The 21,354-nt window shown below is 75.4% G+C and carries 23 protein-coding genes; 15 read left to right on the forward strand and 8 right to left on the reverse strand.

Annotated features, from left to right (window positions below; translation table 11 throughout):
• Window positions 1-35 precede the first annotated feature (35 nt).
• A complete protein-coding gene (locus ABT023_RS04320) occupies window positions 36-965 on the reverse strand; it encodes an SIS domain-containing protein (protein ID WP_350881545.1) in 930 nt (309 codons plus the stop codon).
• Between the two features lie 197 nt (window positions 966-1,162).
• On the opposite strand from ABT023_RS04320, the gene ABT023_RS04325 reads away from it, so the two are divergent.
• The 15 genes from ABT023_RS04325 (at window position 1,163) to ABT023_RS04400 (ending at window position 12,007) form a co-directional block, all read left to right on the forward strand.
• On the forward strand, window positions 1,163-1,948 hold the full coding sequence (locus ABT023_RS04325) for a DeoR/GlpR family DNA-binding transcription regulator (RefSeq protein WP_350881641.1): 786 nt from the start codon (window positions 1,163-1,165) through the stop codon (window positions 1,946-1,948).
• A 185-nt stretch (window positions 1,949-2,133) separates the two neighbouring features.
• Complete coding sequence (locus ABT023_RS04330) at window positions 2,134-3,057, forward strand: ATP-binding cassette domain-containing protein (protein ID WP_350881643.1); 924 nt, start codon at window positions 2,134-2,136, stop codon at window positions 3,055-3,057.
• Entirely contained in the window at window positions 3,054-4,073 is a 1,020-nt protein-coding gene (locus ABT023_RS04335) for an ABC transporter permease subunit (RefSeq protein WP_350881547.1), read from the forward strand. Before ABT023_RS04330 ends, ABT023_RS04335 begins: the two co-directional genes overlap by 4 nt.
• A 124-nt stretch (window positions 4,074-4,197) precedes the next feature.
• Entirely contained in the window at window positions 4,198-4,650 is a 453-nt protein-coding gene (locus ABT023_RS04340; RefSeq protein ID WP_350881549.1) for a DUF3263 domain-containing protein, read from the forward strand.
• Window positions 4,651-4,738: 88 nt separating this feature from the next.
• Window positions 4,739-5,692 (forward strand): hypothetical protein, encoded by a 954-nt coding sequence (locus tag ABT023_RS04345; protein WP_350881551.1) that lies wholly within the window; start codon window positions 4,739-4,741, stop codon window positions 5,690-5,692.
• A gap of 161 nt (window positions 5,693-5,853) precedes the next feature.
• Window positions 5,854-6,363: a GNAT family N-acetyltransferase gene (locus ABT023_RS04350; RefSeq protein ID WP_350881553.1), complete on the forward strand. Its 510-nt coding sequence runs from the start codon at window positions 5,854-5,856 to the stop codon at window positions 6,361-6,363.
• Window positions 6,364-6,641: 278 nt separating this feature from the next.
• Window positions 6,642-7,124: a hypothetical protein gene (locus tag ABT023_RS04355; RefSeq protein ID WP_350881555.1), complete on the forward strand. Its 483-nt coding sequence runs from the start codon at window positions 6,642-6,644 to the stop codon at window positions 7,122-7,124.
• Window positions 7,125-7,126: 2 nt separating this feature from the next.
• The gene (locus ABT023_RS04360; protein ID WP_350881557.1) at window positions 7,127-8,290 is read left to right on the forward strand and encodes an SRPBCC family protein; all 1,164 of its coding nucleotides are present in this window, start codon (window positions 7,127-7,129) and stop codon (window positions 8,288-8,290) included.
• Entirely contained in the window at window positions 8,287-9,474 is a 1,188-nt protein-coding gene (gene gvpJ, locus ABT023_RS04370) for a gas vesicle protein GvpJ (RefSeq protein ID WP_502890583.1), read from the forward strand. The genes ABT023_RS04360 and gvpJ overlap by 4 nt, the downstream gene beginning before the upstream one ends.
• Window positions 9,475-9,477: 3 nt before the next feature.
• Window positions 9,478-9,771, forward strand: a complete 294-nt coding sequence (locus ABT023_RS04375) for a gas vesicle protein GvpG (protein ID WP_350881559.1) — start codon at window positions 9,478-9,480, stop codon at window positions 9,769-9,771.
• Between the two features lie 16 nt (window positions 9,772-9,787).
• The gene (locus tag ABT023_RS04380) at window positions 9,788-10,141 is read left to right on the forward strand and encodes a gas vesicle protein GvpO (protein ID WP_350881561.1); all 354 of its coding nucleotides are present in this window, start codon (window positions 9,788-9,790) and stop codon (window positions 10,139-10,141) included.
• Window position 10,142: 1 nt separating this feature from the next.
• A complete protein-coding gene (locus ABT023_RS04385) occupies window positions 10,143-10,502 on the forward strand; it encodes a gas vesicle protein (protein ID WP_350881563.1) in 360 nt (119 codons plus the stop codon).
• Window positions 10,492-11,322, forward strand: coding sequence for a GvpL/GvpF family gas vesicle protein (locus ABT023_RS04390; RefSeq protein WP_350881566.1), 831 nt, complete (start codon window positions 10,492-10,494; stop codon window positions 11,320-11,322). Before ABT023_RS04385 ends, ABT023_RS04390 begins: the two co-directional genes overlap by 11 nt.
• Window positions 11,316-11,576, forward strand: a complete 261-nt coding sequence (locus ABT023_RS04395) for a gas vesicle protein (RefSeq protein ID WP_350881568.1) — start codon at window positions 11,316-11,318, stop codon at window positions 11,574-11,576. Before ABT023_RS04390 ends, ABT023_RS04395 begins: the two co-directional genes overlap by 7 nt.
• A complete protein-coding gene (locus ABT023_RS04400) occupies window positions 11,573-12,007 on the forward strand; it encodes a gas vesicle protein K (RefSeq protein ID WP_350881570.1) in 435 nt (144 codons plus the stop codon). Before ABT023_RS04395 ends, ABT023_RS04400 begins: the two co-directional genes overlap by 4 nt.
• 110 nt (window positions 12,008-12,117) lie before the next feature.
• On the opposite strand, the gene ABT023_RS04405 is transcribed toward ABT023_RS04400, so the two are convergent.
• From ABT023_RS04405 to ABT023_RS04435, 7 genes are all read right to left on the reverse strand, one after another.
• Complete coding sequence (locus ABT023_RS04405; RefSeq protein WP_350881572.1) at window positions 12,118-14,406, reverse strand: AAA family ATPase; 2,289 nt, start codon at window positions 14,404-14,406, stop codon at window positions 12,118-12,120.
• Between the two features lie 145 nt (window positions 14,407-14,551).
• Window positions 14,552-15,370: a hypothetical protein gene (locus ABT023_RS04410; RefSeq protein WP_350881574.1), complete on the reverse strand. Its 819-nt coding sequence runs from the start codon at window positions 15,368-15,370 to the stop codon at window positions 14,552-14,554.
• 44 nt (window positions 15,371-15,414) lie between these two features.
• Window positions 15,415-16,188, reverse strand: a complete 774-nt coding sequence (locus ABT023_RS04415; protein ID WP_350881576.1) for a GTP-binding protein — start codon at window positions 16,186-16,188, stop codon at window positions 15,415-15,417.
• Window positions 16,166-16,654: a DUF742 domain-containing protein gene (locus ABT023_RS04420; RefSeq protein ID WP_350881578.1), complete on the reverse strand. Its 489-nt coding sequence runs from the start codon at window positions 16,652-16,654 to the stop codon at window positions 16,166-16,168. Before ABT023_RS04420 ends, ABT023_RS04415 begins: the two co-directional genes overlap by 23 nt.
• The gene (locus ABT023_RS04425) at window positions 16,651-17,124 is read right to left on the reverse strand and encodes a roadblock/LC7 domain-containing protein (RefSeq protein ID WP_350881580.1); all 474 of its coding nucleotides are present in this window, start codon (window positions 17,122-17,124) and stop codon (window positions 16,651-16,653) included. The genes ABT023_RS04420 and ABT023_RS04425 overlap by 4 nt, the downstream gene beginning before the upstream one ends.
• Window positions 17,121-20,021, reverse strand: coding sequence for a sensor histidine kinase (locus ABT023_RS04430; protein WP_350881582.1), 2,901 nt, complete (start codon window positions 20,019-20,021; stop codon window positions 17,121-17,123). Before ABT023_RS04430 ends, ABT023_RS04425 begins: the two co-directional genes overlap by 4 nt.
• Window positions 20,008-21,243, reverse strand: a complete 1,236-nt coding sequence (locus ABT023_RS04435) for a hypothetical protein (protein ID WP_350881584.1) — start codon at window positions 21,241-21,243, stop codon at window positions 20,008-20,010. The genes ABT023_RS04430 and ABT023_RS04435 overlap by 14 nt, the downstream gene beginning before the upstream one ends.
• Window positions 21,244-21,354 lie beyond the last annotated feature (111 nt).

A 21,354-nucleotide genomic window follows, 5' to 3' on the forward strand; every position in this document is an offset into this window, starting at 1 on the left:
GCCGACGTCCAGCGCGACGACGACGTCGGCCGGGCTCACGTGAGCACCACCGAGCGGCTCAGGTGCCGGGGCGCGTCCGGGTCGAGGCCTCGGCTGGTGGCCAGGGCGACGGCGAAGCGTTGGGCGAGGATCAGGTCGGCCATCGGGTCGACCGGGGTGCGCCCGGCCGCCCAGCTCGTGAGCACGGTGTGGCAGCCGTGGGTGCGACTGTGCACGAAGGCGGCCCCGGTGGCTGCGACGTCCTCGGCCAGCCCCTCGGGGATGTCGCCGAACGCCCAGACCAGCCGGCCCGGGGCGGCGATCGAGATCGGGCCGTGCCGGTAGTCCATGGCCGGGTAGGCCTCGGCCCAGAAGGTGGCCGTCTCGCGGCACTTCAGCGCGGCCTCCTGGGCCAGGCCGACCGTCCAGCCCTGGCCGAGGAAGGTGACCTGCTCGACCTGGGCCGGGTCGATCGGCAGCGGGGCCCGGACGGTGACCTCGGCATCGGCGGCGAGCGCGGCGAGGTTGTGGCCGAGGTGGGCGCGGAGCAGGGCCAGCGCGGTGGTCGCGAACCGGGTCTGCACGACCGAGCGTTCGTCGGCGAACGGCATGGTGATGGCGGTGGAGGCGAACTCGACAGCCGGGGAGCCGGGGTCGCCGACGATGACGGTGGTGGGGAGCTGGCCGCGCAGCGCGGCGAGCAACTCCAGCACCTCGGTGGTGGTGCCGGAGCGGGTGATGGCGATCAGCCGGTCGTAGCGGCGGCCGGGCGGGAACTCGGACGCCTGGAAGGCGTCGGTCTCGCCGTGGCCGGCGGCCTCCCGCAGCCCGGCGTACGCCATCGCCATGAACCACGACGTGCCGCAGCCGACGATGGCGACCCGCTCCCCGGGGCGCGGCAGGTGCTCGGCGACCGTGGGGGTCAGCAGCGCAGCCTCCCGCCAACAGTCGGGCTGACTCGCGATCTCCGTGTGGACGAACGCCATGAGAACTCCTCGCCGGGAGGCCGTGCGCAATACGGCGCATTATGGCCGTCTTTCGCGCGTTATTCTGCGCGAGACATCGCGACCCTGGCAACCGGCGGCCCGATCGCGCAGGGCGAAGTTTTGCGCCCACGTAGTTTCGCGCACTACTGTGCACGCAATCAATCACCCTTCGTGCAGAGTCGGTGGAGGCACCCGCGGTGGACCGGTACGCCCGATGGAACGCGCTGCTGGAGATGCTCACTGACAACGGCCGGGTGAGCGTCGAGGATGCCGCGGGGCGGCTCGACGTCTCCCAGGCCACCATCCGGCGCGACTTCGACCAGCTCGCCCAGCAGCAGATGATCACCCGGACCCGGGGCGGCGCGGTGGCCAACGGTGTCTCCTACGACCTGCCGCTGCGTTACAAGACCGCCAAGCACTCGGCCGAGAAGCAGCGGATCGGCGCCGCCGCCGCCGCGCTGGTCTCCCCGGGCACCGTGGTCGGCCTCAACGGCGGCACCACCAGCACGGAGGTGGCCCGGGCGCTGGCCGTCCGGCCGGACCTGAACACCAACGCCGAGGGCGCCCAGCTCACGGTGGTCACCAACGCGCTCAACATCGCCAACGAGCTGCTGGTCCGGTCCCGGATGAAGGTGGTGGTGGCCGGCGGGGTGGTCCGGCCCAAGTCGTTCGAGCTGGTCGGCCCGCTGGGCGGGGCGCTGCTGCGCGAGGTCACCCTGGACGTGGCCCTGCTCGGCGTGGACGCGATCGACCCGCAGCTCGGCGCCGCCGCCCACCACGAGGGCGAGGCGGCGATGAACAACCTGATGGTGGCCCGGGCGAAGCGGGTGGTGATCATCGCGGACTCGTCCAAGCTGGGCGGGCACGCGTTCGCCCGGATCTGCCCGGTCGACCGGGTGGAGACGCTGGTGACCGACTCCGGCGCGGATGCCGGGTTGGTCGACGCGTTCCGGGCGGCGGGCGTGCACGTGATCTGCGCCTGAGCTGGTCGACACGCCGAACTGCATACCGGGTATTGCCGGCCGGTGTATACCGCGTATGGTGTGCCTCGTCACCTGCAGCTATCGGGGGAGGCGCAGCTTTGCCGGCTGTCCTGGAAATAGAAGGTCTACGTAAGACGTACAAGAGCCGACGCCGGGGCGTGCGACATGCCCTGGACGGCTTCGACATGCTGGTCGAGCAGGGCCAGGTGCACGGCTTCCTCGGCCCCAACGGGTCGGGGAAGACCACCACCCTGCGTACCCTGCTCGGCCTGATCCGGCCCAACGGCGGCCGGATGGCGATCCTCGGTCAGGAGGTGCCCGCCGCGCTGCCCGCCGTGGTCAGCCAGGTCGGCGCGATCGTGGAGAGCCCGCAGTTCTTCCCGCACTTCTCCGCCCGCGACACGCTGTCGCTGCTCGCCGGGGCCGGCGAGGTGCCGCAGAAGCGGGTCGACGAGGTGCTGGAGCTGGTCGGCCTGCGGGACCGCGCCGGCGAGCGGGTCAAGACGTACTCGCTGGGCATGAAGCAGCGGCTCGCGGTCGCCTCGGCCCTGCTCAAGAAGCCGAAGCTGCTGATCCTGGACGAGCCGGCCAACGGCCTCGACCCGGGCGGCATCCGGGAGATGCGCACGCTCACGCGCGATCTGGCCGCCTCGGGGATGACCGTGGTGCTCTCCAGCCACATCCTCGGCGAGATCCAGCTCATCTGCGACTCGGTCACCATCATCTCGCTCGGCCGGCGGGTCGCGTTCGGCCCGGTCGACGAGGTGCTCGCCGAGCACTCCGGCGGCGCGGTGCGGGTCCGCCTGGAGGCGGCCACCGACCTGCCGAGGGCGGCCGACGCGCTGACCCGGGCGGGCGTGGCGGTGACCGCCCAGCCCGACCACCTGATGCTCGCCGGGGTCGACAAACCGGCCATGGTGAGCCGGCTGCTCGCCGAGCAGGGCCTCTACGTCAGCGAGTTGGCCCCGGTCACGGTCGACCTGGAGAGCGTCTTCCTGGAGCTGACCGCGACCGCCCCCGTGCCGGGGCAGCACCGCCAGGTCGACGAGTCCACGAAGGTCGACGGCGCGGGTCAGCCCGGCGCCGTCGGAGGAGGTTGGGGCGCATGAGCCTCTATCGCACGGAGCTGCGCCGGCTGGGCAAGCGGCGCTTCACCCGCTGGGCGACGCTGCTCGGCCTGCTGGTCCTCGGGGCGGTGATCGTCGGGGTCTTCTTCACCAACCAGAAGATCGGTCCCGACCAGCAGGCCGCCGCCGAGCGCCAGGCGGAGCAGCAGTACCAGGAGCAGGCGCGCTGGGCCGAGCAGGAACGGGCCGCCTGCGTGCAGGCCAAGGCGTCCGGCCAGGAGCAGTCGGAGGGCCGGTACCCGCCGGACTGCGCGATGATCGAGGGTCCGCCACGGGAGAGCATCCAGGCGGAGTGGTTCCTGCCGTCGACGTTCGACTTCCGCGGCAGCTTCGAGGAAATGATCGTCACGTTCACCGCGATCCTGGCGCTGATCGGCTTCGTGGTCGGCGCCTCCTTCGTCGGCGCCGAGTGGAGCTCCGGCGGGATGATGAACCTGCTGCTCTGGCGGCCCCGGCGGCTCACCGTGCTGCTGACCAAGCTGGCGGCGCTGCTGACCGGGCTGGTCGCCCTGACCGTGGCCGCCGCTGCGGTCTGGACCGCCGGGTTCTGGCTCGTCGGCTCACTGCGCGGCAGCACCGCGAAGATGACCTCCGGGGTGTGGCAGTCGTTCGCGCTGACCGGGCTGCGCGCGCTGGTGCTGATCGTGGTCGCGGCGACCATCGGGTTCGCGCTCGCCTCGCTCGGCCGGCACACCGCGATGGCCCTCGGCGGGGCGATCGGGCTCGTCGTGGTCGGCCAGTTCGGCATCGGCATCCTGCTGTCGATGGCCGGGGCGCGGTTCATCGAGGCGTGGCTGCTGCCGACGTACGCGCTGGCCTGGATGCAGAAGAAGGTCACCCTGGAGAACTACGAGGCCTGCAACGGCCCCTACTACGGGGAGTGCAAGCCGGACACCCTCGACCTGACCTGGCAGCACGCCTCGATCCTGCTCGTCGTCGGGCTGGTGGCCGCCCTCGGCGCGGCGCTGGTCACCATGCGCCGCCGCGACATCGCCTGACCGGGCTCCGCCGGGGCGACCCGGACCGCACGTCCGATGCGGTCCGGGTCGCCCCTGGTTAGGCTGGTGATCCCCTGGTCGGCGCGCCTCTGCCGGCCCTTCGCACGCCCGCGTGAGGAGCGCCATGCCGCCTGCCGACGCCTCCCCGGCCGCCACCGACCGGCCCGAGCCGGGGCGCCCCGGCGACGGCGACCGGGCGATTCCGGGCGCGGATGCTCCGGAGGGCGCGGGCGGCCGGGAGCAGGTCGTCCCGCTGCCCCGGTCCGCGCCCGATTCCGTCGCGCCGGTGTCCGCGCCCGAGTCCGTCGCGCCGGTGTCCGCGCCACCCGCGCCGGCCGCCACCCCCGCCGGCCTCACCGAGCGCGAGCGGCGCATCCTCGCCTTCGAGCAGCAGTGGTGGCGGCACGCCGGCGCAAAGGAGCAGGCGATCCGGGACGGCTTCGGCCTCTCCGCGACGCGTTACTACCAACTGCTGAACGCGCTGCTGGACAATCCGGCCGCGCTGGCCGCCGAGCCGGTGCTGATCGGCCGGCTGCGCCGCCTGCGCTCCTCGCGGGCCCGCAACCGACGGCGCTGACCCGGCCCGGCCGGCCTCGCGGCTCGCCCCTGCCGGGAATGTCCCCGGCAGGGCCGGGTAGCCGGCGCGGTGGCGGAAGGAGCAGAGGATGACGGCAGGGCATCGGGGCGTACCGGCCGGCAGGGATCGTGCCGGGCGGGCGGGCACCACGACGGCGGAGGCGGCGGCCGGGCCGGGTACCCGCGCCGGGTCGGTGGGGCCGATGATGCGGGTACGGTCGGCGTCCGCTCCGGCCCCCGGCCGAGCGGTCAACGAGGACCTGGTCTTCCGGTTCGGTCCCCTGGTCGGGGTCCTGGACGGGGCGACCGTGCCGGAGGGCTTCGACACGGGCTGCCGGCACGGGCCGGCCTGGTACGTCCGGCACCTCGCCGCCCGGCTCGGGCTGGCCATCGCCGCCCGCCCGGCAGCCACCCTCATGAGCAGCCTCGCGGCGGCGATCCTGGCGGTTCGGGCGGACCACGGCGGCGACTGCGACCTCGACCACCCCGGTACACCCTCGTCGACGGTCTGCCTGCTGCGCGCCGAGGGGAACGAGGTCGACTGGCTGGTGCTCTGCGACAGTCCGCTGGTGCTCGACGTCGGCGGCCGGGTCGATGTGATCGCCGACAGCCGGCTGGAGACCGCGATGGCCGACCTGCGTCGGACGGTGGCCGCCCTGCCGGAACCGGCCGACGACGGCGACCGGACCGACCGGTTCCGTCGGGCCGTGAGGCTGCAACGGGAGCGGATGAACCGCACGCACGGCTACTGGGTCGCCGCCGCCGACCCCGACGCCGCGTACCACGCGCTCACCGGGACGGTGCCGCTGCGCGGGCCGGGCGGGCTGCGCCGCGCCGCCCTGCTCACCGACGGCGCCTCCTGCGCGGTGGAGCAGTTCGGGCTCTTCGACTGGGCGGGGTTGCTGGACCTGGTCACCGCCGAGGGGCCGGGTGTGCTCGTCGACCGGGTCCGCGCCGCGGAGCGCGACCGGCCCGACCGGCTGCGCCGGCACAAGCCCACCGACGACGCCTCGGCCGTCCTCTGCGAGTTCGACCCGGCGTGACGGTCGCCGGGCGGCGACCGATGCCCGCCTCGGCCGGGCCGTCGCCGCCCGGTTGCGGCGGGGCGCAGACCGGGGCTGACCAGGCCGTACCCGCGCCGGACCGGGGGAGCGGCACGGCAAAGGGTGGACTCGGGCGGGTGCGGACCGGCAGACTGCGGCACGTGACGGGTGCGGTACGGCTGGAGCCGGTGGGCGAGCGGAACCTCGAACCGCTGCTCTCGGTGGCGGTCGCCGAGGCCGAGCCGGACGACGTGATGCCCCCGGTCGACGCGCCGGCCGGGTGGTCGCACGCCCGCCGGCAGGCGTTCCGCGACTACTACCGCACGGGCTTCGCGGGCCTCGCGGGCCCGTCCCGCACCGCGATGTACGCCGTGCTGGTCAGCGGCGAGGTGCTGGGGATGATCCGGATGACCCGCCGCGCCGAGCCGGGGACGGTGGAGGCGGGCGTCTGGCTCGGCCGGTCCGCCCGGGGGCAGGGCGTGGGCGCGGCGGCCCTGCGTGAACTGCTCAACCTCGCGGCGGCGGCCGGAATGCACACCGTCGTGGCGGAAACCACGCGGGACAACGCCGGAGCCATTTCCATGCTTCGCAGATGCGGCGCGAAACTGGTCGAGGACGGCGACGCGGTGCGGGCGGAAATAAGCCTCGACGCCACCCCGCCCACTTTCTGATACCACTCCGAATCAATTTTTTCCCGTGGCAGGGATCGTTCCGTCTGTCGTCTTGATCCTCTCCCGTGAGGTATCCGACCGGCCCTCCTGATGCGCCCGTCCGGCCCGCCCAACAAGTGCGACCCGACGTTTCACGGAAACGTCGACGGGTACTGCCCGCCCGTCCGCTTGAAGCGGGACGTCCAGGTGGAGGCCGCTGTTGCGCTGATCCCCGACAGCTGTTTCCCGGCCTTTCTCGAAATGGACGTCCCCGCCTACCGGGGAGCTTAGGAGAACTGATGAAGAGCGGAGCACGAATCGGACTCGCGGTGGGTTTCGGCTATCTTCTCGGTCGCCGGCGGAAGCTGCGCACCGCCCTCGTCCTGGCCGGCGCCGTGGCAGCCGGGCGGGCCAGCCGCAGTCCCGGTGCGCTGTTGAATCAGGGCCGGGAACTGCTTCAGTCGTCCCCCCAGTTGAGCGGCCTGAGCCGCCTCGGTGGACCCCTCGTCTCGGCCGGCAGGGCCGCCGCGACGGCCGCGGCCGGCAACGGCATCGACGCCGTGAGCGGCCGGTTGCGCGGCAGCGCGGACGCCCTGCGCCGGAGGTCGTCCGGCGCGTCAGGGGGCGACGACGGCCGACGCGAAGAGTCGGGCCAGGGCCAAGGCCAAGGCCAGGGCCAGGACCAGGGCCAGGATCAGGGCCAGGGCCAAGGTCAGGGCCAAGGTCAGGGGGACGGGTCGAAGCCCGGAACCGAGGACGCCGGCAGCCGGCGGGGACGGTGACCATGGCCGAGAACATGAAGCCCGGTGGCCTCGCCAGCAGGGCCTGCGACCAGCTCGGCGGCGCGCTGGGCAACCTCGCCTCGGCGATCGGTGAGCGCGTGGTGACGGCGGTGACGGAGAAGGTCACCGGCGCGACCGGGCGGCTCAGCGAGTACGCCCAGCAGGGCGGCGGCCCTGGCCTGATCGCCGCGGCCACGGGCACCCAGAAGCTCGCCGAGGGCAAGACCCCGGTGAAGGCCATGTTCCATGCCGGCCTCGCCGGCGGTAAGGAGAAATTGATGTCGGCCCTCGGCAGAGGCGGCAAGGGAGGCGGCAAGGGCGGCTCGAAGAAGCTCAAGGTCACCAACATCGTCGAGTCGATCGAGGTGGGCGTGCCGATCCGGGTCGCGTACGACCAGTGGACGCAGTTCGGCGACTTCCCGAGCTTCATGAAGAAGGTCGAGACCGTCGACACGGGCGGCGACGAGAAGCTGACCTGGAAGGCGCAGGTGCTCTGGTCGCACCGGACCTGGGAATCGACCATCGTCCGGCAGATCCCGGATCGGCTGATCCACTGGCGCTCGAAGGGCGAGAAGGGCTCGGTGGACGGCACCGTCAGCTTCCACGAGCTGACCCCCGACCTGACCCGCATCCTGGTCGTTCTGGAGTACCACCCGCAGGGCTTCTTCGAGCACACCGGCAACCTCTGGCGGGCCCAGGGCCGGCGGGTGCGGCTGGAGCTGAAGCACTTCGTCCGGCACGTGATGACGCAGACGGTCCTCGACCCGGATTCCGTGCAGGGCTGGCGCGGCGAGATCGAGGACTCGGAGGTGGTGCGGGACCACGAGACCGCCCTTCGCGAGGAGCGCGAGGAGCGCGAGCAGCGCGAGGAGGGGAAGCAACGCCCCCGCCCCCGCCCCCGCGACGAGGAGTACGACGAGTACGCGGACGAGGAGTACGACGAGGAGGAAGCGGAAGAGGAGGAGGAGCCGCCGCGCCGCCGCCAGCCGGAGCGGGCCCGCCGCCCGCAGCCCCGCGAGGAGCCGGAACGTCCCCGCCGCCGAGAGCCCCGGGAGGAACCGGAGCCCCGGGAGGAGCCGGAACGTCCCCGCCCGGCGGCCCGCCGCCGCCCGGAGCCGCCCTGGCGACCCGTGGTCCGACGCCGGCGACAGGAGCAGGGCGAGTGACGGTCGCCACGGGAGGCGCCGGGGGCGGCGGCGCGCTGGAGCAGGCCGGCGGCGCGGTCGGGGGACTGGCCGACGTGGTGGAGACCGTGCTCGACAAGGGCGTGGTGATCGACGCCCAGGTCGCCGTCGGAGTGCTCGGCATCCCGCTGCTGGAGATCAACGCCCGGGTGGTGGTGGCGAGCATCGAGACGTACCTGCGCTACGCCGAGATGGTGGACCGGCTGGACATCTCCCCCGCCGAGGGCGCCGGGCTCGCCGGCCTGGCCGGGAACGTCACCGAAGCCGTGCGGGGCTTACCGCCGGCCCCGGCGACGCGGCCGGCGGAACCGCCCGAGAACTTGGTGGAACCGCCCGGGAGCGGGGCGGCGCGACCGGCGGCGTCGGGGAGGCGGCCCGGCGAGCACACCGGGGGAACGGGGGGCGGTGACGTGGCCGACGGGACGGGACTGTTCGTCTACGGCATCGTGCCGTCCGACGTGGAGCCGACCCCGGACGCCGCCGGGGTCGGCGACCCGCCGGGCGAGGTCGCGGCGATTCGGCACGGCGAGCTGGCCGCGCTGGTCAGCGAGGTGGGGCTGGGGGAGCCGCTGGGCCGGCCGGCCGACCTGACCGCGTACCAGGAACTGCTGGACGGGACGGCGGCGGTGGCGCCGGTGCTGCCGGTGCGCTTCGGCACCGTGGTCACCGGCCCGGCCGCGGTGACCGAGCTGCTCACCGCCCACCACGACCGGTTCGCGGCGGCCCTCGACGGGCTCGAGGACCGGATCGAGTACATGGTGCACGGCCGTTACCACGAGCAGCCGCTGCTCGGGGAGCTGCTCGCCGCCGACCCGGAGGCTGCCGATCTGGCTCGGCAGGTACGCGGGCAGCCGGAGGTGGCGACCCGGCCGCAGCGGATCCGGCTCGGCGAGATCGTCAGCCAGGCGGTGGAGCTGCGGCGGGAGGCGGAGAACCGGCACGTCCTGGACGCCGTGACGTCGCTCGTGGTGGACAGCGCGGCCCGTCCGCCGAGCAGTGAGCTGGACGCGGTGAACCTGGCGTTCCTGGTGGACTCCGCGCGGGCGGACGAGTTCGTGGACGCGCTGGAGGCGTACGCCGGGCAGCGCCGGGACCTGCTCCGGATGCGGCTGCTCGGCCCGCACGCCCCGTACGACTTCGTCGCCGAGCACCAGCTGGCGGGGTGACCGGTGGACATCCTCTGGGCGCTGCTGACCCTGCCGTACGCGCCGGTGCGGGGGCTGACGGCGGTGGTGAAGGTGATCGCCCGGGAGGCCGAGTCCCAGCAGCACAACCCGGCGAACGTGCGCCGGGAGCTGGAGGAACTCGACCGGGCGGCGGCGGCCGGCGACATCACGGAGCAGGAGCGGGACCGGGGCCAGCAGCGGGTCCTCGACCGGCTGACGCCGACGGGCGGGCGCGGGACGAGGCGGGCCGACGGCGGCGCGCGGCGGCGGGCCGGCAACGGCGGGCAGAAGCGGTGACAGGGAGGTGAGCGGAATGACCCAGGGACGGATCCGGGACGTCGGCGCACCGGCGGACGGGCGGCCGGGGGAACGCGACGACGACCGGTACGACGACGAGGAGTACCGCGACCCGCTGCCGGCGGCCGAGGCGGCGCGCGAGGGCCTGCGCCTGATCACCACCCTCGCCGGCCGGGAGCCGCAGGGCGTCGTCTCGCTGGAGTCCACGGACGAGGGCTGGCGGGTGGGGGTGGAGGTGGTCGAGGACCACCGGATTCCCGCCTCCACCGACCTGCTCGGCCTGTACGAGATCGACATCGACGTCGACGGGGAGCTGCTCGGGTACCGGCGGGTGCGCCGCTACCAGCGCGGGAAGGGCGAGGTGGGCTGAGATGACCAGTCCGTCGGTGGTGCAGAACTCCGGCCAGGTGCTGCCGGCCGGCCACGAGCCGGCGAACCTCGGCGACATCCTCGAACGGGTGCTCGACCGGGGCATCGTGATTGCCGGCGACATCCGGGTGAGCCTGCTCGACATCGAGCTGCTGACGCTGAAGCTGCGCCTGGTCATCGCGTCGGTCGACACCGCGCGGCAGATCGGCATCGACTGGTGGGAGCACGACCCGTGGCTCAGCTCGCGGGCCCGCCCGCCGGTGGAGCCGGGCCCCCGGGACCCCGAGGAGGTCGAGGCCGAACGGCGGCCCCGGGTGGCCCGGCGGGCCGCCGTGCTGGGGGAGGACCGCGATGAGCGCTGAGCCCGTTCCGGGTGACCCGGGGCCCGCCGGGTACTGGCTGCACGGGGTGGCCCGCGAGGCCGACCCGGCCACGCTGGCCGCCGTCACCGGGATGGACGGCGGGCCGCTGCGGGCCGTGCCGGCCGCCGGCCTGGTCGCCGTGGTGAGCACCGCGCCGCCGGCCGAGTACGGCGAGGAGGCGCTGCGCCGCAACCTGGAGGACCTGACCTGGCTGGAGCGGGCCGCGCGCGCGCACCACGAGGTGGTGGCCGCGCTGTCCCGGGCCGGCGCGGTGGTGCCGACCCGGCTCGCCACCGTCTACCGCGACGAGCGGGGCGTCGCCCGGCTGCTCGCCGAACGCCGGGCCGAGCTGGCGGCCACCCTCGACCGGCTCACCGGCCGCGCCGAGTGGGGCGTCAAGGGGTACGCCGTGCCGGGCGCCACCGCCCGCGCCGCCGCGGGCGGCGGGGCCACGCCCGAGGGGGCCGGGGCCGCGTACCTGCGGCGACGCCGGTCCGAGCTGACGGCCCGGGACGAGGGGCAGCGGGCCGCCGCCGAGGCCGCCGCGGCCGTGCACGACGCCCTCGCCGGGTACGCCGTGGCCGCCCGCCGGCACGCCCCGCAGGACCGCCGACTCTCCGGTGCGCCCACCGCGATGGTGCTCAACGGGGCGTACCTGGTGGACGTCCCCACCCTCGGCGGGTTCACCGGCCTGGTCGCCGCGCTGGCCGGCCGGCACCCCGAGGTGCGCCTGGAGCTCACGGGCCCCTGGCCGGCGTACTCCTTCGCCGAGGACCGCCCGCCGGAGCCGGCGCTGACCGTCAAGGGGCCGGCATGGTGACCACCGACCTCCCGCCGAGCAGCGCGGACGACCCGCTGGCGTACCGGTCGGTGGCGCTGGTGGACGTGCTCGACCGGGTGCTCGCCCGGGGCGTGGTGGTCTCCGGGGACATCACCATCGCCATCGCCGACGTCGATCTGGTGCGGATCTCTCTGCGGGCGCTGGTCGCCTCGATCGGCGCGCTCGTCCCGCCGGAACCGCCTGTGACAGCGGGGCCGTACCCGTCCGGCCTGGCCGACGGGGCGGCGGAATGACCGGGACCGACCCCGGTCGGGACGCCGGAGCCCGGCGGGACGGCACGGCCGGGCCGGGCGGCATCGTCCGGTGGGAGGAGGCGAGGGAGCTGGCCGCCGCCCTCGACGACGCCGCCCTCGACGAGCCGCAATGGCGGGCGCCCCGGGTGACGCCGCTGAATCGGCGGCTCGCCGTGGACCCGGACTCCGTCGAGCGGGGGCTGGCCAGCCTCGTGCTCACCGTGATCGAGTTGCTGCGACAGCTCATGGAACGCCAGGCGCTGCGCCGGGTCGAGGTGGGCGACCTCACCGGCGAACAGGTGGAGCGGATCGGCGTCACGCTCATGGCGCTCGAGGAACAGATGACCGGGTTGCGGGAGTACTTCGGCCTGGCCCCCGAGGACCTGAACCTGGACCTCGGCCCCCTCGGCCCGCTGCTGCCGACGGACTGACCACCCGGGCCCGCTGCTGCCGACGGACTGACCACCCGGGCCCGACCGGCCGATCGCGCGGCGGACCGACCCGGCCGCGACCGGCCGATCGCCGCCGCGCCGGCCCGTCCTCAGCGCGCCGCCCGGCCCTCCGCGTACGCCGCCAGCCAGGCGACCTGGCCGGGGTCCAGGGACGGCCGGACCCGCCGCCGCGCGGACTCGACGTGCCCGGCGGTGACCGTCGACGCGGTCAGCGACTCCCGCATCGCGGCGAGCGCGGCCTCCCGGACCAGCGCCGCGCAGTCGGCGGCCGAGAAGCCGTCCAGGCCGTCGGCGAGCGCGGCTAGGTCGACGTCGTCGGCCAGCGGGACGTTGCGGGCGGCGGCGCGCAGGATCTCCGTCCGGGCCGCCCCGTCCGGCGGGGGCACGTACACCAGCCGCTCCAGCCGGCCGGGCCGCAGCAGGGCCGGGTCCACCAGGTCGGGGCGGTTGGTCGCACCGACCACCACCACGTTGCGCAGCGACTCCACCCCGTCCAGCTCGGTGAGCAGGGCGGCGACCACCCGGTCGGTGGTGCCCCCGTCGCTGGCCTGCCCGCGCACCGGGGCGAGCGCGTCCACCTCGTCGAGGAACACCAACGTCGGGGCGGCCTCCCGGGCTCGGCGGAACAGCTCCCGGACCGCCCGCTCGCTCTCGCCGACCCACTTCGACAGCAGCTCCGCGCCCTTCACCGAGAGCACGTTCGCCCGGCCCGACCCGGCCAGCGCCGTGACCAGGTACGTCTTGCCGCAGCCGGGCGGCCCGTAGAGCAGCACCCCGCGCGGCGGCTGCACCCCGAGCCGGGCGAAGGTGTCCGGGTAGGTCAGCGGCCAGAGCACCGACTCGGTCAGCGTCTCCTTGACCTCGACCATGTCCCCCACGTCGTCGAGGGTGACGTTGGCGAGCTCCAGGGTGGAGCCGGCCATCGTGGTCGGCCGGACCACCTCCAGGGCGGCGGTGAAGTCGGTCATCGCCACCGTCGGCGACTCGGCCGATTTCTGCCGCAGAGCCGCCCGTACCCCGGCCTCGCGGACCAGCGCGGCCAGGTCGGCGGCGACGAACCCCGGGGTACGCCCGGCGACCTCGTCGAGCCGGACGTCCCCGGCCAGCGGCACCTGTCGGGTCAGCACGGTGAGCTGCTCCCGGCGCAGTGCCTGGTCGGGCAGGGGGACGGTGATCCGCAGCGAGAGCAGGTCCGGCGCGCGCAGCGCGGGGTCGACCGCCTCGGGGCGGCTGGTCGTGCAGACCACCGCCGTCCCGGCCCGAACGGTCTCGGCGAGCAACTGCCGGAAGACGGTGGACAGCGGCCCGGGGTTCTCGGCGGGGGCGAGCGCCTCCACGTCGGTGACCAGCAGCACGGCCGGGCCGTTTCCGCGTACCTCGTCGGCGGTGGCGCGCAGCCGTCGCGCCGCCGCGTCGTTGGTGAGCGCCGCCAGCTCGGGGGCCCAGAGCGGGCGGACGGTCGCGCCCACCCGGGCGGCGACGGCCCGGACCAGCGCGGACTTGCCCGACCCGGCGGGGCCGGCGATCAGCACCCCGAGCGACACGGCGGTGCTCAGCCGGCCCAGCACCTCCCGGTGGTGGAACCCGAGGTCGAGCAGCTCGGTCAACTCCTCGGCCTGGGCCCGCAGCCCGGGCAGCTCGTCCACACCGGGTGCGTCGTCGGCCCCGCCCGCGTCGTCGGCCGGCTCGTCGGTCCCGGCGACCCGGTCGGCCGAGGCGTCGGTCCGTCCGGCGCGGTCGGCCGTACCGCCGTCCGGCCCGGTGCCGGGCCGGGCCGCGCCGGGCCGACCGCCGGTCCGGGTGGTCTGGCCGTGCTCCCAGCCGACCACCGTGTCCATGGTGACCAGCGCCCCGAAGCCCGGCTCGGCGGCGGTCACGGTGAGCAGGGTGCTGGTCCAGGCGTACCCGACCGTGCTGGAGAGGCTGCGCCGGGCTGCCTCGACGAGGGTCCGCACGGAGGCGTCCGGCAGCACGTCCTGGGGCAGCAGGGAGACGTCGTCCCCGGCGGTCACCACCTTGCCGAGCAGGGCGAGCCGTAGCATCTCCGGGGAGACGGCGGCGACCACCTGGACCGGCCCGGCCAGGGTCACCCGGCGGGCGGGGACCACCGGCACCCGGCTCACCGTCACCTGCCCGCCGTCGCGGATGCCGAGGTTGCCCAGCAGCAGATCGTCGGCGTAGAGCAGGGCGGTGCTCGCGGCCGGCCCGGCCGGGGCGACGATGCCGGCGGTCACCCGCCGCCCGGCCAGCCGGACCGGGTCGCCGGGCCGCAGCGCCAGTGCGGTCAGCACCTCCGGGTGCAGCCGGACAACGCCGCGCCGGGCGTCCAGCGCGGCGGGGCGCAGGCTGGCGGTGAGGGTCAGGTCGGGTGCGGCCATCGCCCGAGGGTAGCCGCCGGGAAAAGGAAGACCCCGCACAAGCGTCGCCGGGCGGGGGCCGGGCCGCCCCAGGCCGTCGCCCACACGTTCGTCGCCGGTCGGTGTCGGCCGTCGGAGGAGAGCGGTGGGGTTCAGTGCGGTGGAATCAGGGGCGGTCGTCGGGGTCGCCGGGCAGGGACTGGTCGCGCCGGATCAGCTCCGCAAGCCGGGCCGCCGGGTCCGCCGTGAGCCGGTCAGGTTCGGGCACCCAGGCCGGCACGGTCCTGACCGACAGCGGCCAGACCGGCGGCGGGACGGTGGCCGCCTCCGCGCCGACCGTCACCTGCCCGCCCGACCAGCCGACCCGCAGCGGGTACGCCTGCCCGTCGTGCTCCACCCGGACCGTGACCGTCACGCCGGGATGCGTCGCCACCACCCGGGCGACCGCCTCGGCGACCTCCGCCACCGGGTCCCGCCCGACGGAGGCGGCCGTCGTGCCGCAGGCAGCCCCTGCCGTGCCGCCCGTCGTGCCGCCCGTCGTGCCGCCCGTCGTGCCGCCCGTCGTGCCGCCCGTCGTGCCGCCCGTCGTGCCGCCCGTCGTGCCGCCCGTTGGGCCGCCTGCCGTGCCGCCCGTTGGGCCGCCCGGCAGGGCGCGGAGGACCCTTGCCCGGCCCGGCGAACCGGCCAGCCGGTTTGCGTCCCCGCCCGACCGGTCCGGCGGGGTGCCGGTCGCCGTCCCGCTCGGGCCGACGTCACCGCCCTCCGGGGGGACCGGGACGGGGTCGCTCGCCGGCCGGCTCGGGGCGGTTGCCCCACCCGGCCGGCCCCGCCCGGCGTCGCTTCCCGACGGCACCCCGGCGGGGTCGGCGGCGGACGGGGCTGCCGTCTTCCGGTCGGGCTCCTCGGCCGGCTCGGCGCCCCGCCGCCGGAGTGCCTCCTCGCGCCGGGCCAGCCGGGCGAGTGTCTCGTCCAGGTCGCCTCTCATGTCGCCACCCCTTCCGGTGAATCGGATCCCGAGGCAGGGCTCGTTCAGTCCCGGCCCTCCCGGGTGGCCCGGTCCAGCGCCCGGTCCAGGACGACCAGCAGGGCGTCCCGCACCGAGAGCCGGTCCCGGGCGTCGAACCGGATCAGGGGCACCTGGTCGCCGATGGCCAGGGCCCACCGGATCGAGGTGAGGTCCAGGGCCAGCCGGCCGTCGAAGGCGTTCACCCCGACCACGAACGGCAGCCCGGACCGCTCGAAGAAGTCGATCGCCGGATAGCAGTCGTCCAGCCGGGTGCTGTCCACCACGACCAGCGCGCCCAGCGCTCCCCGGGCCAGGTCGTCCCACATGAATCCGAACCGGGCCTGGCCGGGGGTGCCGAAGAGGTAGAGCTTGAGGCTGCGGTCGATGGTCACGCAGCCGAAGTCCATCGCCACCGTGGTGGTGGTCTTGCCGGACCGCCCGCCCGGGTCGTCGACGCCGATCCCGACGCTGGTCATCTCCGCCTCGGTGGTCAGCGGCGTGATCTCGGAGATGGCCCCGACCGTGGTGGTCTTGCCGACCCCGAACCCGCCGGCAATGAGGATCTTGACCGGGATCGGTGGGGCGACCCGGCTGGGACCGCGGTCCGGCGCGGCGTGCTGCGGCCCGGCCGGCGGCCGGTACGGCGACGGTGGAGCTGTCGGGGGCGGGTCCGACGGGGTGGCCCGTCCGGTGGCCGGCGCGGTGCCCGCCGGAGTGCCGTAGCGGGTGGTGGCGCTGTTGGCGGCGAGCCCGCCGAGCGGGGCCGCCGGCCATTCAGGAGATCGCACGGAGTCCATCAATCACTCGCAAAATGATGTCGGGGTCAAGGGCGTCCTCGGCCGTGCCGACGTGCACGTCGAGGTGGCCGGCGCCCCGCAGGTCGCCGACCAGGACCCGGGTGACGCCGAAGTGCATGCGGGTCCGGGCCGAGATCTCGGCGACCGAGATCGGCTCGCCGCAGAGCGCGATGATCGCCTGGAGCTCCGGGGCGAGCCGGGACGCGGGTGCGGCGTGCCACCCGCCGGCCTCCACCCGGGCGGTCACCTGGGTCTCCAGTCCGATCGCCGGGTCCGCCCCGGCCACCCGGCCGGCGGTCAGCACGAACGGGCGCGGACCGGCCGGCCGCTCCGGCCCGGGGCCGGGCGGCGCGCCAGGGACGCCGCCCGGCCCGCCGTCGCCGCCCGGGGACGACGCCCGCAGGTAGGGCCGGATCCGGACCGTGGGTTCCGGATCCGGCCCGGTGCCGGCGGCGTCCGAACTCACTGCTGGACGGCGTTCTTCAGCTCGACGATCAGTCGTGGGGTGAGGGCGCCGCCGGCCCGCCCGGCGAAGAGGGTCATCTCGTACGCCACGGTGCCGAGGTTCGCCGACCGGTCGGCGACCACCCCGAGCACGGATCCGCTGCTGATCGCGCTGATCAACAGGTAGCCGTCGGTCATGTCGACGATCACCCGGTTCAGCCCGCCGAGGGCGTACCAGCTCGCCGCGCCGCCGGCGAGGCTCGTCATGCCGGAGACCACGGCGGCGAGGCGTTCGGCGTTCGACCGGTCCTTGATCGCCGACATGGCCATCAGCAGCCCGTCGGAGGAGACCGCGATCGCCTCCATCACCCCGGCGGTGCTGGAGGTGAAGGAGTCCAGCAGCCAGTTGAACGTCCGTGCCTCGGGGCTGAGGTCCCCGGCGTCGGGGTGGTTCTGGTGCTCGACGTTGTCGTGCAGGAACGGGCTGGTCACCGTGTTGATCCCTCTTCATGACGGCGGGCTGGACAGACTTCGCGCAGAGCACGGGCGACGCCCGCCTCGAACTGGTTGATCAGGTCCCGCACCTCGGCCGGGTCGCCGGGGTCGGAGACCGGCAGGGGTCGGGGCGGCGAGACGGTCAGGTTGGCGCCGGGGACCCGCCGGCTCAGCCGGGGCGAAACCGGCGGCGCGTCCGCCGCGGCCGGGTCGCCGGTCGGGGTCTGCAGCCCCGCCCGGCGTACCCCGGCCTCGAACTCCTCGACCAGGGCGCGGGCGGCGGCCGGATCGGCGGTGGACGCGTCCACCGGGCCGGCCGCCGGCCCGGTGCGGGGCAGGCTCGCCCCGGGGACACGCTGCCGGATGCCCGAGCCGCCGCGCAGGGCACCGGCCACCGACCCACCCGGCCCGGCGACCAGCGGGGCCGACCCGGCGCCCGCTCCCGCCCGGGGCGGGGGCCCGGTCTGCGGCCCGGCCGGTGGCCCAGTCTGCGGCCCGGCCGGTGGCCCGGTCCGGTCGCTGGGCCTGCCGAACAGCGGCCCGGCGGGGAAGGATGTGCCCCGGGTCCGCACGGGCAGCGGCGGCGCTCCGGCGGGGCCGGCCCCGCCGACCGCCGCGCCGTCACGGGGCGGCCGGGCCGCGCCGGAGGCCGCCGGGGGAGCGGCGGCACCGGACACGACCGGCGTGACGTCGGCGGTCGGCGGGGTGATCACGGGTGGCGGCGGGCCGGCGGCGGGAGCCCCGGTCCGGTCCGGCCCGGCGGCCCCGGCGGCCCCGGCGGTCAAGGCCCCGACGCCGGCCCCGAAGGCGTTCCAGGACTGTCCGGACTCCATGGACCGGGTGGCCCGGCTGAGCAGCCCGGGGTCGAACCCGGGCGACGCCGTCGGGTCGAGCGGGTCGGCCCCGACCGTCGGGTGGGGCGACGCGGCGACGGCGGCCAGGGGGCGCCTGGGGCCGATCGGCTCCGGCCGGGCGGGGCTGGTCCGTCGGTCCCGGTCCGGCACCGACGCCCGGGCCATGTTGGCCCCCGCCCGGTCGGCCGGCGGGACGACCAGCAGCGCCGACGGGATCTCCAGCCGGGCGGTGACCCCGCCGACAGCGGTCGGGACGAGATCCACGGTCCAGCCGTGCCGGCGGGCCAGCCGGCCCACCACGAACAGGCCGAGCACCTCGGTCGGGGCGAGGTCGAGCCGCTCCCGGCGGGTGAACCGGGCGTTCGCCTCGGCCAGCCGCTCCTCGGTCATCCCGATGCCCCGGTCCACCACCGACAGCCGGACCCCGCCCTCGGTCGGCGCGGCGGTGACCGTCACCCGGGTGTGCGGCGGGGAGAAGACGGTGGCGTTCTCCATCAGCTCCGCCGCCGCCAGCACCAGGTCGCCGACGATCGCCGGTGCCGCGGACACTCCGGGCGGGATCTGCACGTCGACCCGGGTGTAGTCCTCGATCTCGCCGAGGGCGAGGCGCACCGCGTCGGCCAGCGGCACCGGGGCGACGTGCCCGTCGGCGTCGGCCGACCCGGAGAGCACGACGAGGCTGCCGGCGTTGCGGCGCAGCCGGCTGGAGACGTGGTCGAGGCGGTACAGGTGCTCCAGCCGGGACGGGTCGGTCTCCTGCCGTTCCAGCTGGTCGATGAGCGCGAGCTGCCGGCCCACCAGGTTCTGTGTGCGGCGTCCCACGTGCCCGAACATCTGCGCCACGTTGCGCCGCCCGGCGACCTGCCGCTCCACCAGCCGCGCCGCGGTGGTCTGCACCCGCTCGAACGCGCGGGCCAGTTCACCGACCTCGTCCCGCCCCCGGACGTCGACCGGATCGAGGCGGATCGGCGGGACGCTCTCGATCTCGTCGTCGGCGATCCGGACCAGTTCGGCCTCGGCGGCTCGGGCGACCCGATCGGCGCTGTGGGTGAGCCGGGTCAGCGGGCGGGCCACCGTCCGGGCCACCGCCACGCTGAGCAGCACCACGACCAGCAGGATGACGAACGCCGCGTCGCCGACCAGCCAGGCGGCGACGAGCGCCCGCTGCTCGTCGGCCCGTACCTGCGTGGTGACGTCCGCGATGATCTTCTTCTCGACGAACTGGCCGAGGGTGATCATCGAGCGGACCGACGGGAAGAGCGTGTCCAGCGGGATCATCGAGATCGCGGCGACGGGGTCCCGCACGCTGTGGGCGAGGAACGCCGGGCTGGTCCGGGCGGCCACCGCCGCGTCGTCGAGCAGGGCCAGCTGGCGCTGCTCCGGGGTGATCAGGCTGCGGAACCGCTCGTTGTTCACGTTCAGCTTGGCCATGCAGGCGAGGTAGCTGGCGGAGACCTGCGGGTCGCCGGTGGCCCGGACCAGGACGATCAGGGTGGCGCACGCCCCGATCCACTCGTCGGCGCGCAGCAGGGCGTCCAGGGCCAGCACCTGCTGGCCGATCGTGGTGGTGGTGTCGACCTGCCAGGGCAGCCGCAGCGACTCGATCAGCGTCATGGAGACCGGGCCGAAGATCTCCATGACCTGCGTGGGGGTGGCCCGGCCGGCCAGCACGGCGGTACGCAGGTCGGCCAGTCGTCGTACCCCGTCCAGGGCGCCGGCGACCCGGGCGGGGAGCTGGTCGCCCAGCTCGGCGCGCAGGTCGGCGACCCGGTCGTCCACGGCGGCCGACGCCTGGATCAGCTCGGTGCGGGTGACCCGGCCGAGCAGCAGCCCGACCGAGAGCAGGCGCTCCTGCTGGATGTCCTGCACCAGCGTGCCGACCCGGCTGGCCACCCGGACGCTCTCGGCGGTGTCCGCGGCCCGCCCGGCGGCGGCGATCCGGTCGAGCACCACCGGCACGGCGAGCCCGACCATGCTGAGCAGCGGGATGATCACCAGCAGGGCGAGCTTGCCCCGGATGCGGAGCCTACCGAGCAGCATCGAAGGGCCCCCACCGTCCGGTGCCGGCGGCGTGCCCTCGCCCTGCCGGCTGGAGCGTCCGGGGCTCGGCCGGGGCGAGCGTGCCGAGCGGGGCGGGTCCCCGGGGCTCGCCCGGCGGCTCCCAGCCCGTGCCGCCCGGCGACGCGCCGGCGTTCTCGTCGGCCCGGTGCTCCCCGACGGCCCGCCGGCGGGCGCGACGGTACGCGGCGAGCAGCATCGCCCCGAGCGCGGCGACCAGCAGGACGGCCGCCCCGAGAGCCGCCCCGGCCAGCCACCGCTCCCGGTCGATCCCGTCGATCCGTTCCCGCAGCAGCACGTCCAGCTCGTCGAGGATGACCGGCTGGAGCTGCCTGGCGGCGCTCTGCGCGTTGTTCCGGGCGGCGGTGAGTTCGGTCAGCCCGCCCAGCCCCGGGGCATCCTCGGTGCCGGTCTGGCCGGTCGGGGCGGAGAGCGCGGCGAGCCGCTCGACGGCCCGCTGGTAGTTGTCGAGCGGGGTGAGCACGTTGGCGCCGAGTTTGGTGCTCTCCGTGCTGTCGACCGCCGCGCGCAGGTCGGCGACCAGGTCGGTGGCGGGAGTGAGGGCGGCCACCCGCAGGCCGGCCAGCTCGGGCCCGGTGCGGATCCGCTCGGCGGCGGGGCGGCGGGCGGCGAGGGTGGCCAGGTCGGTGAGGCGGCCGGCGGTCACGAGCGCCTCGGGCAGCTCCTCGCTGACGGCGTCCTGGAGGAAGAACGAGTCCGACTGCGGGTCCCGCATCAGCCCGGAACCCTCCCGCACCTTGCGGTGCAGGGCCAGCAGCAGGTCGGTGACCTCGCCGTATGCGACGAAGGCCGCCTCCGGATCGGTCAGCGTCCGGTCGGGCAGCGTCCCCAGCTTGGCCCGTAGGCCGGTCCACCGGTCGTGGGTGCGTAGCTGGTCGCCGATGCGGGTGTCCAGCGAGGCGGCATCCTGCACCGCCCGGTTCAGCGCCTCGCGGGACGCGGTCCGCCCGGCGACGGCGGCTGACTGGGCGTCGACCAGGGCCAGGGTGACGGGGCCGAGGGCCCGCAGGTACTCCACGCCCATCCGCTCACGGACCGCCAGCCCCCGGGCGTCGTCGGTGAGCCGCCGTTGTTGGGCGAAGAGGAACGCCACCGGCACGAGCAGTGCCACGACGAGCAGCAGCGGCAGCACGCGACCCGGGAGGGCGGGCCGTCGAGGGACCCGCTCCGCAGGGACGGTCATGGATGGCTCCTCCGGCGACGGCGGGGACGGGCAGGTGTCGGGGGTCGCCGATGCAGTCCCGCTCACCGGACCGGAAAACTAACCGACCAGGCAGGGCCGGCAGAGCCGCCG

Origin of the sequence: Micromonospora sp. NPDC002296 (genome assembly GCF_040296145.1) — a bacterium.
In the GTDB taxonomy this organism is placed as follows: domain Bacteria; phylum Actinomycetota; class Actinomycetes; order Mycobacteriales; family Micromonosporaceae; genus Micromonospora.

Coding starts and splice junctions, on each gene's coding strand:
- ABT023_RS04345 (WP_350881551.1), top strand. CDS start 4,739: ATGACGGCAGGGCATCGGGGCGTACCGGCCGGCAGGGATCGTGCCGGG.
- ABT023_RS04340 (WP_350881549.1), top strand. CDS start 4,198: ATGCCGCCTGCCGACGCCTCCCCGGCCGCCACCGACCGGCCCGAGCCG.
- ABT023_RS04385 (WP_350881563.1), top strand. CDS start 10,143: ATGACCAGTCCGTCGGTGGTGCAGAACTCCGGCCAGGTGCTGCCGGCC.
- ABT023_RS04380 (WP_350881561.1), top strand. CDS start 9,788: ATGACCCAGGGACGGATCCGGGACGTCGGCGCACCGGCGGACGGGCGG.
- ABT023_RS04360 (WP_350881557.1), top strand. CDS start 7,127: ATGGCCGAGAACATGAAGCCCGGTGGCCTCGCCAGCAGGGCCTGCGAC.
- ABT023_RS04395 (WP_350881568.1), top strand. CDS start 11,316: ATGGTGACCACCGACCTCCCGCCGAGCAGCGCGGACGACCCGCTGGCG.
- ABT023_RS04400 (WP_350881570.1), top strand. CDS start 11,573: ATGACCGGGACCGACCCCGGTCGGGACGCCGGAGCCCGGCGGGACGGC.
- ABT023_RS04390 (WP_350881566.1), top strand. CDS start 10,492: ATGAGCGCTGAGCCCGTTCCGGGTGACCCGGGGCCCGCCGGGTACTGG.
- ABT023_RS04335 (WP_350881547.1), top strand. CDS start 3,054: ATGAGCCTCTATCGCACGGAGCTGCGCCGGCTGGGCAAGCGGCGCTTC.
- ABT023_RS04355 (WP_350881555.1), top strand. CDS start 6,642: ATGAAGAGCGGAGCACGAATCGGACTCGCGGTGGGTTTCGGCTATCTT.
- ABT023_RS04330 (WP_350881643.1), top strand. CDS start 2,134: ATGCTGGTCGAGCAGGGCCAGGTGCACGGCTTCCTCGGCCCCAACGGG.
- ABT023_RS04320 (WP_350881545.1), bottom strand. CDS start 965: ATGGCGTTCGTCCACACGGAGATCGCGAGTCAGCCCGACTGTTGGCGG.
- ABT023_RS04405 (WP_350881572.1), bottom strand. CDS start 14,406: ATGGCCGCACCCGACCTGACCCTCACCGCCAGCCTGCGCCCCGCCGCG.
- ABT023_RS04435 (WP_350881584.1), bottom strand. CDS start 21,243: ATGACCGTCCCTGCGGAGCGGGTCCCTCGACGGCCCGCCCTCCCGGGT.
- ABT023_RS04415 (WP_350881576.1), bottom strand. CDS start 16,188: ATGGACTCCGTGCGATCTCCTGAATGGCCGGCGGCCCCGCTCGGCGGG.
- ABT023_RS04410 (WP_350881574.1), bottom strand. CDS start 15,370: ATGAGAGGCGACCTGGACGAGACACTCGCCCGGCTGGCCCGGCGCGAG.
- ABT023_RS04430 (WP_350881582.1), bottom strand. CDS start 20,021: ATGCTGCTCGGTAGGCTCCGCATCCGGGGCAAGCTCGCCCTGCTGGTG.